Here is a 16,595-nt window from a genome sequence, read left to right as displayed (position 1 = left end):
CCGCACCCATGTCAACTTCTTCTTCAGCTTCTTCTTCACGGACTGGGCGTACTTTCAGGATGAAAGCGCCAACGAGGAAGGAAACCACCGCGCCGATCAAGACGCCGGTGAAAACTGCGAAGTGCTGTCCTTTGGGGGTGACTGCCAAATAGGCGAAGATCGAGCCGGGTGAAGGTGAAGCCACCAAGCCAGCGTTCAGCAAGGTGAACCACAGATCAGCAGCGAAACCGCCAGAGATCATAGCCAGGATCATGATCGGGTGCGCCAAAACATAGGGGAAATAGATCTCATGAATGCCACCCAGGAAGTGGATAATCATGGCGCCCGGCGCTGAATCTTTGAGCATACCTTTGCCTGCAACATAGAAGGCTACAAGGAGACCCAGACCGGGTCCCGGGTTTGTTTCGAGCAGGAAGTGAATGGCTTTGCCAGTCTCTTCAGCCGCAGCCGCACCCAATGGGGTTAATACGCCGTGGTTCAAAGCATTATTCAAGAATAAGACTTTTGCGGGTTCAATAACAATGGCAGCGAGGGGAAGTAATTTTGCACTGACCAGCCAGTCTACCAGGCCACCGGCCGCATTGCTGATCACGGTCAAGATCGGGGCCATGGCAACATAACCAAAGAGCGCGACAATGGTCGCCAAAATACCGGCTGAGAAGTTGTTGATCAACATTTCAAAGCCTACGGGGATCTTATCTTCCAATTTGTCATCGACCAATTTGATCAGCCAGGCGCCCAAAGGTCCCATAATCATAGCACCCATCATCTGGGGGACGTCAGTTCCGACAATAACGCCCATTGCTACAGCTGCGCCAACCACGCCACCACGGTGACCGTAAACCATCTTACCACCGGTGAAAGCGATCAAGAGCGGAAGCAGGTATACAATCATTGGACCAACAAGTTCACTGAACTTCTCGTTGGGTGTCCAACCCGTGGGGATGAACAGTGCCGTGATCAGACCCCAGGCGATGAAAGCGCCAATATTGGGAATAATCATCCCGGCCAAAAAGCCACCTAAACGTTGAATTTTTTCTTTCATTACATATCTCCTTATGGGATATAAGTTTTCGCGGAAATTTCCGCAGGCCAAATAAAGATGGGAATTAATCCCTTTTACAAGTAGCGGTCGGAACGCTACTGTGTAAACAAAGTTGGGGAAGCCATCATGTCAGATACGCTGTAATGGCTTCGACATCTTCGGGTAATAGCAGCGGGTGTACCTGAATAACATCAATCTTCTGGCTGATTTCATCGGCCAGGGGGACGGTGGTGATAATCAATTCAGCCTGCGCGATTTGTTCATCGCTCAACGCTCGCACTGAAACCACGTTCAGCGGCCCCAGGCGGGGGAAACGCGCCTCAAGGCGGGCAATCAACAACTGGGCGGTAGCCATCCCGCTGGGACAAACAATAATCACTTGCTTAAAACGATACGGGCGAATGCGAATGCGCGCCGCCCGTAGCAAAGATGCAATATTATTAACTTCGAATGCCGGTAAACGAACCGACGTCTGTTCCTCGATAATCCCGACCAGATTTTTGGCGGCGTCGTGCTCCGAGGTATATCGATCCGACAATGTTGCTGCTGGGGATGGAGCGGGCTGCCACACATTGAGTTTCTGCCGCAAACAAGCCGGGATGACATGATTGACAATGCCATCATGCAGGGTGCGATCTTGAGCCATCTCCGGTGTGTCGTAAATGTCGGCGATGTGTTCCATGATCTGTCTCATCAGGCCGTTGAAACCGGCATCGATATCCAAATCGCCGGGCCACCTTTCGTTACGCGGCGCGGCTAAAACGTGCATAGCGATTCCGGCAATATCGATGTCGCGCCACTCAGGCGTCAGTTGCCAACCGAGGCGCTTGGCAACCATTTTTGCTACATTCCAAACGGGCAGAACTTTTAGCCATTGACTATTCTTTGTGTTTGCATCCAAATGATGTCCGTGTTCTACTCGCTCCGTTTGAATGGCAAAAACCAAAGCCAAATACAGCACGGCATCATCCGTAAAGCGCCCCCCTAATTGCGCCTCGGCGTAGGCAACCTGCCCGAATACACGCTCCATATTCCATTGCTGGATGATTTCATCGCTTCGCTCAACCAGGGGAAGCAAGCCAGCATCTTGACGTAACGAGAAAATTAGTCCTCGCTTATGCGTAATTTTTGTTAAAGATATATCGAATGGCATTTCCCCCCACAACAAAGCCGCGATCAGCTCCTGCCGCGAGTTTTCACTCCCTTCAAACCTAATGCCGAAGTTCGGGCGGCGGATCAGGGCCAAACCCCGCCGACTGACCCATGCATCAATAGCATCCAGGTCTTTGATCACCGTAGAGCGTGAAACCTGGGCCAGTTGCTCCAAATCGGAGAGGAACATTGGCTTGTCCGCTACCAGCAGGATCAAAGCCAACAACTGCTGGCGCTGTCCGGCCGAGAGAATGAGCTGCATGTTTCCGAGAGAAGCAATATCCTGACGTATTATTTCTGATTGTTCTGGCGAACAATTCAACTCAATCCCCACCCCCGGCGTAATTTTAAGTTCAATATTGCGTTGTGATAACCACTGTTTGACCCCCTTCAATCCATAATTGACCTGCCGCGACGTCAACCGCATTTTTGCGGCTAAGTCTTCTGCCCCTGTTGGTGCGTCAGCCTTTATTAAGGCTTGCAGCAGGTCACGCTGGCGAGTTGTAAGGGATGCCATATATTTACGTCACTGATGCGAAGGATAAATGAATTTGATTATTCATATACGTTTGTCATTATATTAGCTTTTTAGCTGATGTTCATCCAAATTGGCGTATCTTTTCTTTTTGTGGTTGTGACAAAAGCATACGAATAAGAAAATGCCTGTGGTGAGTTTGTCGTGTCACGAATCGCTTATGATACAATGAACAAAAGGGCACGCACAAACATTTCCAGCTAAAACAGGAGGTCACAAATGAAGAAACTTCAAATTTTGGTAATATCACTTGTTGTCTTGGTTATTTTTGTTCCTGTTGGTATACAAGCTGGCTCATCAGCCAGCCAGAAAACCGATGCAGAAATAGCCGTAGAAAATTATTGGTATTATATTAGTAACCATATGTGGGGCGATGCATGGAACAGAGTTACGCCATCGTTTAAAGAGCGCGCGCATGATAGTAGCTACTCAGATTATGTGTATGGTTATGAAGATATGCAGATTTGTAGCGTCACCACGGATGAAGTAAGCTTGATCGGGGGTTCAAGAGATTTTGCAGTAGTGTCAGCAGATGTAATTTATAGAAATCGAGAAAATTGTTATAGGAGTGTTCATACATTTGATCACTTTATGGTGTATGACCATAACAGGAGTGTATGGCTCCTAGAAGGTGTTGCCTATCGGAATGAAAATGTGTCTGACGAACATATCTCGCAAACATTGTATGTTCAATCACAAGTTTCTCGAGGAATGATGTCCGAAAGTCAAGCTGAATATCAATTAGAAAATATATATGCTGAAACAGGCAAGGATGCCTTCGCCTGGGTGGTTCGACACGTTCCTGTATATGATGCTGACACAGGTTGGCATACTTTTGATGATTGGGCGCAAGATTTTGCTGGAACCTCGGGGGTTGATGAGAGCTCGCGGTTATATAATGATCCAGTAGGAGTAGGTGTTGATTTGTTTTTTGGAAATCCAAGTACAGACCAGATGCTAGATTGGCTTGGACTTGATAATTGAAACCGGGGTTCCCAAATGAGAAATCGGGTATATGGGAGAGTTATCATGCTCTCCCATATTTTGTATAAGTGATCTTTGTTTCGGCCTAACCTCGGTAGCACGGGAACCATCTCCGGCAGCGAATGATGAAAGCCTGCAAGCAATTAGGGCGGATGGAACGGGGGCGGGGAGATTGGCAGATTTGCAAGACCCCTACAACAATACGGCTCCAGCACTGGTATGCGCGAAAAATGCAAAATATTGGCTATAATAAAATAGCCGCGTTGTGCAAGCCCGGCGGTCCCCACTACGCTTTTGTTAGCCTGCAAAAAAAGGAAAATGAAGATGTCATGGCAAGAACAATTCAACGGCGACACACTATCCTGGCTTTTGGAACCGGATGAGCCAGGTGTCAGTTATCTTGCCATGCGAGATTTGCTGACACTATCAGCAGATAATTCTGATCTAATTGCTGCTCAAAAATTAGCCCATACACAAGGTCCAATTTCCAGAATTTTGGATGCCATGGATGAACGTGGATACTGGGTTGAAGCAGGTCCCGGATATAATCCCAAATATCGCAGCACCGTGTGGGCAGTGATTATGTTGGCCCAACTGGGTGCTTCAATAGCTATTGATGATCGTATTGAGCGAGCTTGCCGGCATTTGTTTGAAAATGCGCTCACAGAAAATGGTCAATTTAGTGTATCGGGTACACCTTCGAGTACAGCAGATTGCTTGCAGGGCAATTTATGCGCGGCCATGCTAGATTTGGGTTTTGATGATCCGCGTTTGGAAAAGGCGTTTGACTGGATGGCTCGAAGTGTCACGGGTGAAGGGGTGGCTCCGATGAAAGATAAGAAAGCCCCGTTGCGCTATTATGCAAGCAAATGTGGGCCAGATTTTGCCTGCGGTGCGAACAATAAATTGTCTTGCGCTTGGGGAGCGGTGAAGGTTATGCTGGCTTTTGGCAAATTGCATCGTGAAGAATATACGCCTTTGATTGAAAAAGCAGTCGCGCGCGGAGTTGATTTTCTATTGGGAGTTGACCCTGCGGCGGCCGCGTATCCGACAGGATGGAGTGCTAAACCCAGCGGAAATTGGTGGAAATTTGGTTTTCCCGTTTTCTATATTACCGATATGCTGCAAAATATTGAAGCATTGGTTCGATTAGGTTATCGCGACGACCCACGCCTAACAAATGCACTCAATATGATAAGGGAAAAACAAGACGAAAATGGGCGCTGGAAGTTAGAGTATGCCTATACAGGCAAAATATGGGTCGAATTCGGCAACAAGAAAGAACCGAATAAATGGGTTTCAATGAGATCCGCATGGGTTTTGAAGAATTCTTTCCTTCCTTAGCTTACAATATAATATGAAGCGCCTCGTTGTCTATTTGAAGTATTGGAGAAGGTGAACATGGGTGACACTAACTTAGACCGCCCGACACAAAAAGCAGTACGCACTCAACAAGCGTTATTATTTTGGTTATTGCCTTGGGGATTAATTGGGTTGGGATTGCTTTACAGCCGTACAAAGTTGGCTATAGATACAAATGGCTTCCAAGTGGGGAGTGTGATCTTGGCGGCTATGGGATTTCTAATACTTGCTATAATGCCAGCGCGTTACATCAAAGAGTTAAAAATCGCAAAAGAACTGGAAAGAGATGGGGTGAGTACATCTGGGAAAATAACTGACAAATGGATAAAAAAGCATCGCGGCAAAGGTACAACCAAATATTATTTTGTGGCTTATCAGTTTGGAGATGATTATGGCGTGGCGCAAAGAGTTGATTCAGCAATCTACAAGAAACTGAAAGTGGGAGATGTAGTGACTGTTCGTTACCTGTCAAGTGATCCTAGGCGATCTCGTATGGATACGGTTTTGATATGATTATGGCATTAGCGACTGATTTCTTCCACAAGATAAAGTAAATTGTCTTCTACGCGGTATAGCATTGGAGCTACTAACAGGCCAGGATAACTCAACCGCAAGCGCTCTGCTTCACTGAGCACAAAGTCAATCTCGTTTCCAATTTCAAACATAGGCGCATAGTGCATAAAATGCGCTTCGGCGCGGTCTTGTTCCCACCCGGCTTTTTCTACGAGTCCGCGGATAAATTCTTCTTTCCGAGCGACTAAGTTAACCATACCGCACTGATTATGGCCAATTAGTGCAATTGCATTGATTCCACCCACCGCGATAGCATAAGAAACTTTGAATTCGCTGTACTGCAGATTGCCCCCACCTGTACGAATAACATAAGCAAAATTGTCGGGTATCCGCAGTCGTTTGCGATTATCCATACACATACCAATCAATAAATGGGCTTGGACGTAATCTTCAAGCGGGTGGTTGAGATTGTGGTATTCGAGTAGAAGGCCAATCGGGGTGTCCCGGTACACCGAAGGAATATCATCGCTTCTGGATATGGTAATTAGTTGGTTCATAGTTAGGGGAAGAGCGGGTAGAAGATTGGCAAAGTAATCATGGTCACGATAAACAGAAAAACAGTCAGCAAAGCGCCTACGCGAGCGTAATCGAAGAATTTGTAGCCCCCAGGGCCGAACACCAACACGTTGGCCTTGTGCCCCACGGGAGTTAAGAAGCTGGTCGTCGCCCCGATCGCCACAGCCAGGGTAAATGTGAGGTGATTGGCGCCCAGGCTCAAGGCCGTATCCAGCGCAATCGGAACCACCAGTACGATCGCGGCAGCATTGGACATGGGTTGGGTAATTAGCGCGGCCAGTAAATAAATTCCGGCCAGTGCTACCATCGGCCCCATACCGCCAATAGCATCCAACATCAGGTCAGCGATATATCTGGCCGTTCCGGTTGATTCCATGGCGGCCCCTAATGGCAACATGCCAGCCACCAGGAAAACGGTGCGCCAGTCAATACTGGCATAGGCTTCGTCCATGCTCAAGCAGCGAGTAATTACCATCCCAACCGCACCCATTACCATTGCCAAGGAAATGTCGATGCCCGCAAATAACACTAATCCAATCACAAGCAGCATAAGCCCGACGGCGATGGGCATCTTGCGGCGGCGGCTCGCGGGTATTCCGAGCGGCTCTAATACAAGGAGGTCATTCTTTTCCTCTAAAGCGGGTGTGCGGCGGCGCGGTCCTTGGAGAATCAAATCATCGCCAAATTGCAATTTCGCACTACTCAATTGTTTTGTGATGATTTCGCCCTGGCGTCGAATCGCCAGTACCGTAAAGCCGTAACGCTCGCGGAAGTTTAACGAACGCAGGCTGCGGTTTATCATGGATGAGCGCGGCGCCAGGGTGGCTTCGACAATGCCAATTTCTTTCTCGCTTAGTTTGTCTAATTCGGCATGACGTTTGCTTTCGTTGGCTATTTCCAACCCCATTTCTTTTCTAGCTCGCAAAAGATCATCGGTGGAACCCTCGATCAATAGAATATCATCCAGCTGAATCAACGTATCGCGTTTTAATTTCGCATGAGTTATATCACCTCGCACAATAGCAATGACTGTCAAGTCAAAATCCGCTCCGAGCTTCGATTCCAGCAGCGTGCGCCCTGCCAGCTTTCCATCCGGCAAGACGCGCACTTCGCTGATGAAATTGCGCAATTCCCCTTTTACCTGGGCCTCCCCCGGTGTTTGACGGACAGGAAGAAAATGCCGCCCAATGAAAACCATATACAGGACACCTGCGGCCAAAATTACCAAACCGATGGGCGTAAAATCGAAGAAACTGAAGGTTGGCAGGTCGTTTTCGGCGACGATGCTGGTTGCCAGAATATTGGCGGGGGTACCGATCAGGGTTATTGCGCCCCCCATCAGGGATGAGAATGAGAGCGGGATCAGGAGCTTCGAGACCGGGATTTTGGTCTGTTTCGCCACGCTAACAACAGCTGGTAATAACATCGCCGTTGCCCCAACATTATTCATGAAGGCCGACATCAGGCCACAGGTGAGCATAATGACGGCGATCAGGCGCACCTCGCTATTGCCTGACAGCTTGAAGATGAACTTCCCGAGAATGTCGGCAACCCCAGTTTTGAATAAGCCTCCCGAGACGATATAAACCGCCCAGACGGTGATGACCGCCGAATTGGAAAACCCGGCGAAGACTTCCTTCGGGCCGACCAGACCTGTCAGACCAACGATTATCAGCACCAGTAGGGCGACAACATCCACCCGTAGTTTTTCAGTGCCAAACACGATCAGGGCGCCAACGATGATGGATAGAGTGATGACAATTTCAGGGGTCATGGCTATTTTCCTAAAAAGGCCAGAATACTGGCATAATGAGCAGCACCACCGCCAACACCACCAACGTGAGCGGAATGCCAACTTTGAGATAGTCCGAAAAACGGTAGCCGCCTGGCCCCATGACGAGCACATTGGCCGAGTGCCCAACGGGGCTGAGAAAAGCAGCCGAGGCTGATACTGCCACAGTCATCATTAATATGTACGGTGAAATGTCCAGATCGCTGGCGGTACTCAATGCAATCGGTGCCAGCAAAACGGCCACCGCTGGGTTGGGCATGAATTGGGATGTCAGGGCTGCCAGGATGAAAAAGCCGGCCATAACCGCCAGCGGACCTAACCCGCCAATCAACCCGACCATGCCATTGGCCAGTAATTGAGCTGCGCCAGTTTGTTCCATGGCAATGCCTAAAGGTAGCATCCCAGCAATTAGAAAAACAGCTTTCCAATTGATTGCGCGGTAAGCTTCTTCCATCGTCAAACATTTGGTCAGGATCATAAGGGCTACGCCGATTATGGCAGAAATTGCGATGGGTAGCCAATCGAAGATTGCGGGGATCAGGACAACCGCCATGATCAATAAGGCCACCGGGATTTTTTCCTGGTTTGGAGTTTCTTGGGCTTCTTCGGTCAACACCAGGAAATCTGGTTCGCTGCCCAACATGCGTAGGCGCTTGCGCGGGCCGTATAGCAAAAGCGCATCACCAAAGCGCAGCGGTTTGTCACGTAAATTCGAGCGGTAAGCCCGCCCTTCGCGCCAGATTGCCAAAACACTCAAACCGTATTTGAAGCGGAAATTCAATTCGCGTATAGTTTTCCCAACCAGGGTCGAATGGGGGGAGAGCACTGTTTCTACCAATCCAATTTCCTCTGACTCCAATTCCCCCAGGTCTGGCAGGGGTTGGTTTTCGATCTCCAGGCTTTGTAGTCCCTCCACTGACATTAAATCGCCCTGTTTTCCTTTTACCAGCAAAGTGTCATCAGCCAACAATACCTCATCTGCTGAGGGCATCAAATACGTCTCCCCCGCTCGGATAATACCCAACACACCTAACCCGTAGGAATCTCCGAGATGACTATCAATGAGGGATTTTCCAACCAGGGCAGAATCGACAGGGATGTGAACGACCATGAAGCGCTCTTCGAGCCGGTAGTCCCCCAACGAGGTTGGTGCGGTAACCGTCAAATCGGGATCTTTGGTTAGTTCATTCAATTGATCTCGTTGGCCTTGGATCAGCAGCACGTCATCCCCTAATAAAGGGATGGTTTCTAGATTGGTGCGGAAGGGTACGCCTTCGCGCAAGATCGCTAATACCACCACCGCGTAACTATGTCGAAAGCCAATTTGCAGCAATGTCTGCCCGACGAGGCTGGATCCGGGTGAAAGCCGGGCCTCAACCAACTCGACATCTGCCGATACTAAACGCTCTACCTTGAAACCCTCTTTTTCCAGCCGGAGATGGTTGGTACGATGCAAGTCAGTAAGCTGCTCAAGGCGGCCTTCAACCATCAGGCGATCACCGGCCTGCAGTGCAAAAGCCGATTCGGGAGAAAGTTGCGTGCGGCCATCGCGGATGACGGCCACCACATTCAGCCCCAGCACAGACCCCAGGCGGCTTTCGGCCAGAGTTTTGCCATCCAAGATCGACCCTTCAGGTAGATGCAGCATCACCATGCGGTCGTGCAATTCGTACAGGGATTTGAAGTCCTTCTCTCGGGCCGTCGAGAATTCACGGGCTGGGTCGCGGTTGGGTAGTAATCGACGTCCTATCAATGCCATATACGCCGTTCCTGCTAACAGAACAGAGATGCCCACCGGGGTGAAATCGAACATGCGAAATGGGCGCAGGCCAGCTTCCTTGAGTGCCTCGCTGATCAGGATATTGGGCGGCGTGCCGATCAAGGTGTTCAATCCGCCTAATAACCCGGCAAAGGCCAATGGTATGAGCAGTTTGGATGGCGGCTGTTTGATACGCCGGGCAATATCAAGCACCACTGGCAAAAACAAGGAAACCACGCCAATGGTATTCATAAACCCAGAGAGAACTCCTACTGTCAGCATAATGATGACCAGCAAGCGGATTTCACCATTCCCGGCTAGCTGCAATAATTTTCTCCCCAGGAGGTTGGCTACACCTGTTCGAGCTAACCCTCCACTGAGGATTAGGATGGCCCAAACCGTGACAACAGCCGGATTGCTGAACCCGGAAAGCGCTTCCGCTGGCGTAACCAAGCCCGCAACCGCCAGCGATGCCAGCACCAGCAAAGCAACCACGTCCATGCGCACCCATTCGGTGATGAAGAGTACGATGGCGATCATCAGGATGGTCAGGACGATTGCAACTTCAAGGGTCATGGCACATTTTCCGATTCATTATTATTTTATTATTTGGCTGGAGATTTTCGATATTTGAAATTTTGTTGCGCTCTGATGTGACAAAGATACCAGATTTATATGCTAAAGGGAATGGTGCGGAAGCTCATAGCGTAATCGCGTCAAAGGTAAAACCTGGATTATAATTATAGTTAACGCTATAGCAGACAATAATCAAGAGGGTCTCTGGGAATCCCGGTGGAGTTTCTCGCAGTAGTTCCCGAAGAACCAATCACGAGGCATAACATGAAAATCGTAGAAACTGAGAATCTAACCCGTATTTATGGCAGCGGTGAGGCCCAGGTTAACGCGCTGGATGGTGTATCCCTGCACGTAGATACGGGCGAGTTCGTTGCCGTTATGGGTCCCAGCGGTTGTGGTAAATCCACGCTTTTACATTTGGTCGGCGGCTTGGATCGCCCCAGTGAAGGGGTGGTTAAAATAGAGGGTCAAGACCTGAGCAATCTGAATGATGACGATCTGACTGACCTGCGCCGCGAGCATATCGGGTTTATTTTCCAGTTCTTCAACTTGATTCCCACGCTTACTGCGCTGGATAATACTGCCTTGCCCCTGGTGCTGGGCGGCATGAAACCGGGCGATGCCCAGGCGATAGCCGTCGAGTGGCTAGAGAAGCTTGAAGTTGCCGACCGCAGCACGCATCGCCCCGAGGAGCTTTCGGGCGGACAGCGCCAACGGGTGGCCATTGCCCGTTCTCTGGTCACGGACCCCACCTTGATCCTGGCCGATGAGCCGACCGGTAATCTCGATTCAAAAGCTGCCCAAGAATTTGCCGCTCTGCTGCGGGAAATCGTCGACCGCTGGGAGCGCAGCATCCTGCTCGTTACCCACGACCCGCGCATCTCATCGTATGCCGACCGCATCCTTCAAATGAAGGACGGGCGCATCACAGAACAGACTGTTAATGACAGGAAAGGTGGCAACCATGCGTGAGCTTCCGCTTGCCTTTAGCTATCTCAAAGGTCGACCCATCCGCACCACTATGACGATTTTGTCGATCATGATTGGTGTGATGATGATGTTCGGCCTGAATGGAATCGGGCCAGCTTTTCAGGATATGTTTATATCCAGCACCCAGTCGATGGCGCTATCCAATGTCGATCTTTACGTTACCCGCCGCGACGGTGGTTTCTTCCGCCAGGAATATGTGGATAATGTGGCTGCAGTTGAAGGCGTTGAGTCGACGGCCAGCATGATCGCCCGCGCCGTGGCCTTGCCGCCGGATCACTACACAACCGCCGATGGCAGGCCTATCAATACGATCCAGGTGTATGGTGTGGATACCACTACTATGGATGATGCCTTCAATATTGTCACTGCCGGAGGTCGTCGGTTGACGGAGGGCCGTCTCTTACAGGCGGGGGATGCTCAGGTCGTGGTAGTTTCTGAACAACTCGCCGCGGGCCTGGGAATCGGTCTTGGAGAACAGGTGAGACTTCCTGGTGCAGGGGGCTGGCTTAACCTGGAAGTTGTCGGTCTGCTCGACGACCCGGGATTGATGCTCGGTAGTCAGCAGGTTTTTATGCCCATAGCTACTGCCCAGGATTTGCTCAATACACCCAATCGTATCAATACTATTTTAGGTCGTTATGCTGAAGGCAGCGATGCCCGGGCTATTGATGTCTCAGTGGGTTCGATATTTGGCCGGGGCTATGAGTTAAGCCCGCTGGAAGGCGGGGCGGATATATGGGCCGCGTTGATGGAATATATGGGCGTGATTTTTACCATGTTTGGGTTGCTTTCTCTGGCGTTGGCCGGTATGATTATGTTTAACACCTTCCGCACCAGCGTTGTCGAACGGAAACGTGATATCGGGATGCTGCGGGCAGTAGGAGCCAAACGCAAATTTGTGATGCGCGCGATCCTGTACGAGGGTTTGATCCTGGCCGTGTTAGGCACCGGATTGGGTATGTTGCTCGGGTTCGGTTTTGCTCATGTCGCCAAAGCAGGACTATCTTCTGTCTTCCAAAGCTTGTTAGGTAGACCGTTGGGCGACCCCCGATTTACCTTGTTTACTTATGTTGTATCGCTTACCTTCGGGCTGGGGATTCCACTGGCCAGCGTTTTGTTGCCCGCCCGTGGCGCCAGCGCTATCACCCCATTAGAAGCCATGCGTCCGGCTAGCATTGGTCAGGAGGCAGCTCTTAAACGCAGCCGCCTGATCGTTGGTTTTATAAGCCTGGTGTTGGGTCTGGCTGGCCTGTTCAGTGGTATCTTCCAATTGATGGCGCCGGGGATGCTAATCTTCTTATTAGCGCTGGGATTACTCGGCCCGATGCTGATCAGCCCCGTCACGGCTGTCTTCAGCCGGGTGTTGAACCTGCTCTTTGGGCAGGAAGGAGGCATCGCGGCTGGGAATATCGCGCGACAGCCGCGCCGCGCTGCCATTACCGCTTCCTCGCTGATGGTCAGCCTGGCGATCCTGATCGGATTAGGTGGTATGACAGCCTCTATCTACGGGGGTGCGCTGGGCTTTTTAGATGCTACTTTCCGTTCGGACTATATCATGATGCCTTCGCTGGTGGTTACCAATGACACCGTTGGCGCTGGCCCTGACCTGGCTGAAACTGTCAAGCGTATTCGCGGCGTGGCCGAGTTAACCACTTTGCGCCAGATTGATGTTTTGGATGCCGACGGAATCGGCATTCGTTTGGTGGGCATTGATCCCCACAACTATGCGCGCATCTCCGGGCTTTCTTTTGTTGAAGGAGACGAATCTGCCTTTGGTGGGATGCAAACGGGTAACGATGTCATCATCAATGGGCGCTTTGCCTCCCAGTTTGGAGTTGGCATTGGTGATACAGTTACCCTGGAGGGGGATCATGGCCCGCTCAATGTTCAGGTAACCGCCATCGGTTTGGATTATATCAATATGAAGCTGCCCACGGTTTATATGGAGCAAACTGCCCTTACCCGGGAGTATGGCGTCCGAAACGATGTGTTCTTGCTGGTTAACGCAGAATCTGGCACAGACCTGGAGCAGTTGGAGGAAGACCTGCAGGCAGCTACACAGTCATACCCCGGCTTTGGCATTATCTCGCGTGAGGCGCTGCGCACCAGCCAGGAGCAGGTGGCCCGCGGCGGCACCATTGGAATGAATATCATGCTGTCACTGCTGGCGACTCCAGCCTTGCTGGGATTGGCGAACGCCCTGGGCATTAACGTAATCGAGCGCACTCGTGAGCTTGGCATGATGCGTGCCGTCGGGGCAAAGCGCCGCCAGATTCGCCGCATGATTATCGCCGAGAGTTTGCTGCTCTCTCTCATGGGCGTTGCCCTGGGTGTGATCAGTGGTGTCATGTTAAGCTTTTTGATGACCGCCATTCTCGATTTTGCCGGGCTGAGTATCCCTTATAGTTTCCCCGGTGCAGGCGTGATCACGGCTATTGCCGCGGGTTTGATCTGTGGTATCCTGGCAGCCCTGATCCCGGCTCGGCGAGCATCTGATCTGCAAATTGTAGCCGCGTTGGCTTACGAATAGTCGATTGTCTGTTGAGTATTTTGCCCATCTCGAGTACGAATGGAGATGGGCAAAATGCGAGGGGTGTGCAAGTTGTCAGATTCCATGAAAAACAAAATCTTAAAAATCGGGTTGATTTTCTGTCTGGCTGCAATTCTTATTAGTTGTGGCGTGGAACCCATTGCGGCTTTGGAGCCGAAATATGAAACAGGCGAAATAACCAGAGTAGAAGATGCGTATGGGATATTTTTTGTCTATGTTCCAATCTCCGATCTGACTGAAGGCGATATCCTGGTATTGGTACACGGCACTCCCGCAAAGACTGAGGCCGAAGAAGATACAGCCCGCTATTATATTGAACATTGGCTTGAATACGCTGAAAAATACGGAATTGTGCTTATCGCGCCAACATTTGATCAGGAGAACTTCAGCAGCCGTAAGGGTGAAATCGAAGATATGATGACCGGATACCGGGGTTTGTTTGGCCGGGAAATCGGCGCTGATGAATGGGTGTTGCGCATCGTCAGGGCCTATCAGATACAATTATTTGGGTACGAAGATAAATTTTCGTTGTATGGGCACTCTGCCGGTGGACAATTTGTGGGGAGATTTTTAGTAACACATCCGGAAGAAATTGAGCAGGCTGTTATCACCTCGGCGGCTACATATCCCCAGCCGAATCCTGAAATTGCCTGGCCGTTTGGCATGGGGGAACTTCATAGTGAGATTGCCTGGGACGATAATACAGTTCGGCAAGAAGATGTTATTCCCGACGAGCAGAAGTGGTTAGCTGCGACACAAATTCCACTGACAGTGCTGGTTGGGATGAATGATTCAGCCAATTCGCCAGTTCGTCCGGGGCAAAAGGGGCGAAATCGAATTAATATTGCCAGAAATTGGGTGCAAGATATGCTGTTATTTGCCGAGGAAAATGGTTTGGAATGTCAATATCAATATGAACTTATCCCGGGCAAAGGGCATAGCATGAGCGGGCTAGTTGAATATAGTCAACGAGCGCTGGCTCCCATGAGATAAATTATGAAATCAATCAGGATATTTATTGAGAGCGGGAAAAAGAAAGTATTTGCGGGCGCGGTCGATTGGCCCGGATGGAGTCGAAGTGGCAGAGATGAACAAGCTGCGCTTATCAGATTGAAAGAATATGGGTTGCGATATGCACAATTTATGGATCGAGCGGGGATTGAGTTCCATGGTTTTCCGGATGAAACTGAATTCAAAGTCACTGAGCGACATGTGGGAAACGCCACTACAGATTTTGGCGCTCCTTCGATTATCTTAAACGCTGATCGAGAGCCGATAGGTGAGCCTGAATATCAGCGTTTGCGAAAAATGATGTTAACGAGTTGGTTGATATTTGATGAAGTTGTAGAGGGCGCGCAAGGTAGAGAATTGCGCACAGGCCCACGCGGCGGCGGACGAGATTTGGCGAAGATGCTGAATCATGTCCACGAGGCTGAGCAGATGTACCTAAAGCGGCTTGCCTGGAAAGGTGAAAAATACACTGTCGATGAAATGGATAAAACTCGACACGATATATTACGAGCTTTTGAAATTTCAGTTCATGAAGGGCTTCCCGAAAAAGGGCCGCGTGGCGGCGCAATCTGGAAGCCGCGCTACTTTGTGCGGCGAGTAGTCTGGCATATTCTCGACCATGCCTGGGAAATCGAAGATCGAATCTTATGAAAATTTCCCGCCCCGAAAGGAAATTTAAATGAAACTATCTCGAAAAGAATTTATTCAGTCGGGGGTTCTGTTTGGAGGCGGTGCTTTGTTGTCAGTATATACCGCAGGGGCTACGTCTCGCGCCAACAATCAATGGTATCTGCCTGATGAAGGATTCCACCATAAACGCACTTGGATGGCCTTTATCGCTAGTCGCGACATCTGGGGTACACGGCAGGTGCCTGAGGTGCAGCGTAATTTAGCCAGCATAGCGAAAACCATTGCTAAATATGAACCGGTATCTATGCTTGTGGGAAGGCAAGATTACGAGATTGCAGTTGAGCTAATTGGCGGGCTGGATTCGCATAATTACCCAATTGATTTGATTGAATTCACGATGAATGATCTTTGGATGCGTGATACCGGCCCGGTATTTGTGGTTAGTGATGAGGGAGAAAAGGCAGCGATCAATTTTAATTTCAATGGTTGGGGGGAAGATCAAGACTATCAGCACGATGCCAAAGTTGCCAACTTTGTGGCACAGGAAGCTGGCGTAGATAGTATTTCTTCTAGCCTGGTTCTCGAAGGGGGCTGTTTTGAGGTAGATGGCGAAGGAACTGCAATTATGACGGAGAGTTGCATTCTCAACGACAATCGAAACCCAGGTAAGAGTAAGACTGAAGTTGAAGCTGAGCTTAAAGAGCTGCTAGGGCTAGACAAGATTATTTGGTTAAAAGGCATTAAGGGTAAAGATATTACGGATGGACATACCGATTTTTACGCCCGTTTTGCAAAGCCTGGAACGGTGGTGGTGAGCCGCGATATTGATGAATCTTCGTATGATTACCCAATCACACGCGAGAATATCGACGTTTTGGGATCGGCTGCAGATGCCCAGGGACGCCGCCTGAAAACTGTTATTTTGGATACCCCCTGGGATATAAATACGAAATATGGCATAAACGAATTCGCAGCGGGCTATGTTGGTTATTATGTATGCAATGGTGCGATCATTCTGCAAAAATTTGGCGATACACAAGCCGATGGTGAGGCAAAAGAAAAATTGGCTGAAGAGTTTCCCGATCATGAGATTGAACAAATCGCCGTTGATGGGATTGC

General features: G+C 49.9%; 13 protein-coding genes. 8 read left to right on the top strand and 5 right to left on the bottom strand.

Annotation, left to right across the window (positions count from 1 at the left end; translation table 11 throughout):
• Positions 1-1,045: PTS mannitol transporter subunit IICB (locus HN413_03730; GenBank protein ID MBT3389498.1), on the bottom strand; the 1,045-nt coding region annotated here is incomplete at its 3' end.
• A gap of 124 nt (positions 1,046-1,169) precedes the next feature.
• The gene (locus HN413_03725; protein ID MBT3389497.1) at positions 1,170-2,714 is read right to left on the bottom strand and encodes a PRD domain-containing protein; all 1,545 of its coding nucleotides are present in this window, start codon (positions 2,712-2,714) and stop codon (positions 1,170-1,172) included.
• 237 nt (positions 2,715-2,951) lie between these two features.
• Here HN413_03725 and HN413_03720 point away from each other — a divergent pair, with 237 nt between their 5' ends.
• The 3 genes from HN413_03720 (at position 2,952) to HN413_03710 (ending at position 5,591) form a co-directional block, all read left to right on the top strand.
• Positions 2,952-3,716: a hypothetical protein gene (locus HN413_03720; GenBank protein ID MBT3389496.1), complete on the top strand. Its 765-nt coding sequence runs from the start codon at positions 2,952-2,954 to the stop codon at positions 3,714-3,716.
• Between the two features lie 324 nt (positions 3,717-4,040).
• Positions 4,041-5,060, top strand: a complete 1,020-nt coding sequence (locus tag HN413_03715) for a nitrogen fixation protein NifH (GenBank protein MBT3389495.1) — start codon at positions 4,041-4,043, stop codon at positions 5,058-5,060.
• 57 nt (positions 5,061-5,117) lie between these two features.
• Positions 5,118-5,591 carry a hypothetical protein gene (locus HN413_03710; GenBank protein MBT3389494.1) on the top strand — a complete coding sequence of 158 codons (474 nt, stop codon included), beginning with the start codon at positions 5,118-5,120 and terminating at the stop codon, positions 5,589-5,591.
• Positions 5,592-5,599: 8 nt separating this feature from the next.
• Here the strand turns inward: HN413_03710 and HN413_03705 are convergent, their stop codons facing one another.
• The 3 genes from HN413_03705 to HN413_03695 are packed head-to-tail and all read right to left on the bottom strand — an operon-like array spanning position 5,600 to position 10,294.
• The gene (locus HN413_03705) at positions 5,600-6,148 is read right to left on the bottom strand and encodes a carbonic anhydrase (protein ID MBT3389493.1); all 549 of its coding nucleotides are present in this window, start codon (positions 6,146-6,148) and stop codon (positions 5,600-5,602) included.
• A 2-nt stretch (positions 6,149-6,150) separates the two neighbouring features.
• Positions 6,151-7,941, bottom strand: a complete 1,791-nt coding sequence (locus HN413_03700) for an SLC13 family permease (GenBank protein MBT3389492.1) — start codon at positions 7,939-7,941, stop codon at positions 6,151-6,153.
• 10 nt (positions 7,942-7,951) lie between these two features.
• Positions 7,952-10,294: an SLC13 family permease gene (locus HN413_03695; GenBank protein MBT3389491.1), complete on the bottom strand. Its 2,343-nt coding sequence runs from the start codon at positions 10,292-10,294 to the stop codon at positions 7,952-7,954.
• A gap of 264 nt (positions 10,295-10,558) precedes the next feature.
• Here HN413_03695 and HN413_03690 point away from each other — a divergent pair, with 264 nt between their 5' ends.
• The 5 genes from HN413_03690 to HN413_03670 form a co-directional block, all read left to right on the top strand.
• Positions 10,559-11,266, top strand: a complete 708-nt coding sequence (locus tag HN413_03690; GenBank protein ID MBT3389490.1) for an ABC transporter ATP-binding protein — start codon at positions 10,559-10,561, stop codon at positions 11,264-11,266.
• Complete coding sequence (locus tag HN413_03685; GenBank protein ID MBT3389489.1) at positions 11,259-13,814, top strand: ABC transporter permease; 2,556 nt, start codon at positions 11,259-11,261, stop codon at positions 13,812-13,814. The genes HN413_03690 and HN413_03685 overlap by 8 nt, the downstream gene beginning before the upstream one ends.
• 84 nt (positions 13,815-13,898) lie before the next feature.
• Positions 13,899-14,828: an alpha/beta hydrolase gene (locus HN413_03680; GenBank protein ID MBT3389488.1), complete on the top strand. Its 930-nt coding sequence runs from the start codon at positions 13,899-13,901 to the stop codon at positions 14,826-14,828.
• 3 nt (positions 14,829-14,831) lie between these two features.
• Entirely contained in the window at positions 14,832-15,497 is a 666-nt protein-coding gene (locus HN413_03675; protein ID MBT3389487.1) for a hypothetical protein, read from the top strand.
• A gap of 28 nt (positions 15,498-15,525) precedes the next feature.
• On the top strand, positions 15,526-16,595 hold a 1,070-nt coding region (locus tag HN413_03670; GenBank protein MBT3389486.1), incomplete at its 3' end, for an agmatine deiminase family protein.

Source organism: Chloroflexota bacterium, assembly GCA_018648225.1.
Classification (GTDB): domain Bacteria; phylum Chloroflexota; class Anaerolineae; order Anaerolineales; family UBA11858; genus NIOZ-UU35.
The sequence above is the reverse complement of the archived record's forward strand: the minus strand, read 5'-3'. Positions and strand labels throughout refer to the sequence as shown.

Excerpts from the sequence above, each read along its gene's own strand:
- HN413_03725 (MBT3389497.1), bottom strand. The coding sequence starts at position 2,714 with ATGGCATCCCTTACAACTCGCCAGCGTGACCTGCTGCAAGCCTTAATA.
- HN413_03695 (MBT3389491.1), bottom strand. The coding sequence starts at position 10,294 with ATGACCCTTGAAGTTGCAATCGTCCTGACCATCCTGATGATCGCCATC.
- HN413_03685 (MBT3389489.1), top strand. The coding sequence starts at position 11,259 with ATGCGTGAGCTTCCGCTTGCCTTTAGCTATCTCAAAGGTCGACCCATC.
- HN413_03715 (MBT3389495.1), top strand. The coding sequence starts at position 4,041 with ATGTCATGGCAAGAACAATTCAACGGCGACACACTATCCTGGCTTTTG.
- HN413_03705 (MBT3389493.1), bottom strand. The coding sequence starts at position 6,148 with ATGAACCAACTAATTACCATATCCAGAAGCGATGATATTCCTTCGGTG.
- HN413_03720 (MBT3389496.1), top strand. The coding sequence starts at position 2,952 with ATGAAGAAACTTCAAATTTTGGTAATATCACTTGTTGTCTTGGTTATT.
- HN413_03710 (MBT3389494.1), top strand. The coding sequence starts at position 5,118 with ATGGGTGACACTAACTTAGACCGCCCGACACAAAAAGCAGTACGCACT.
- HN413_03690 (MBT3389490.1), top strand. The coding sequence starts at position 10,559 with ATGAAAATCGTAGAAACTGAGAATCTAACCCGTATTTATGGCAGCGGT.
- HN413_03700 (MBT3389492.1), bottom strand. The coding sequence starts at position 7,941 with ATGACCCCTGAAATTGTCATCACTCTATCCATCATCGTTGGCGCCCTG.
- HN413_03680 (MBT3389488.1), top strand. The coding sequence starts at position 13,899 with ATGAAAAACAAAATCTTAAAAATCGGGTTGATTTTCTGTCTGGCTGCA.
- HN413_03675 (MBT3389487.1), top strand. The coding sequence starts at position 14,832 with ATGAAATCAATCAGGATATTTATTGAGAGCGGGAAAAAGAAAGTATTT.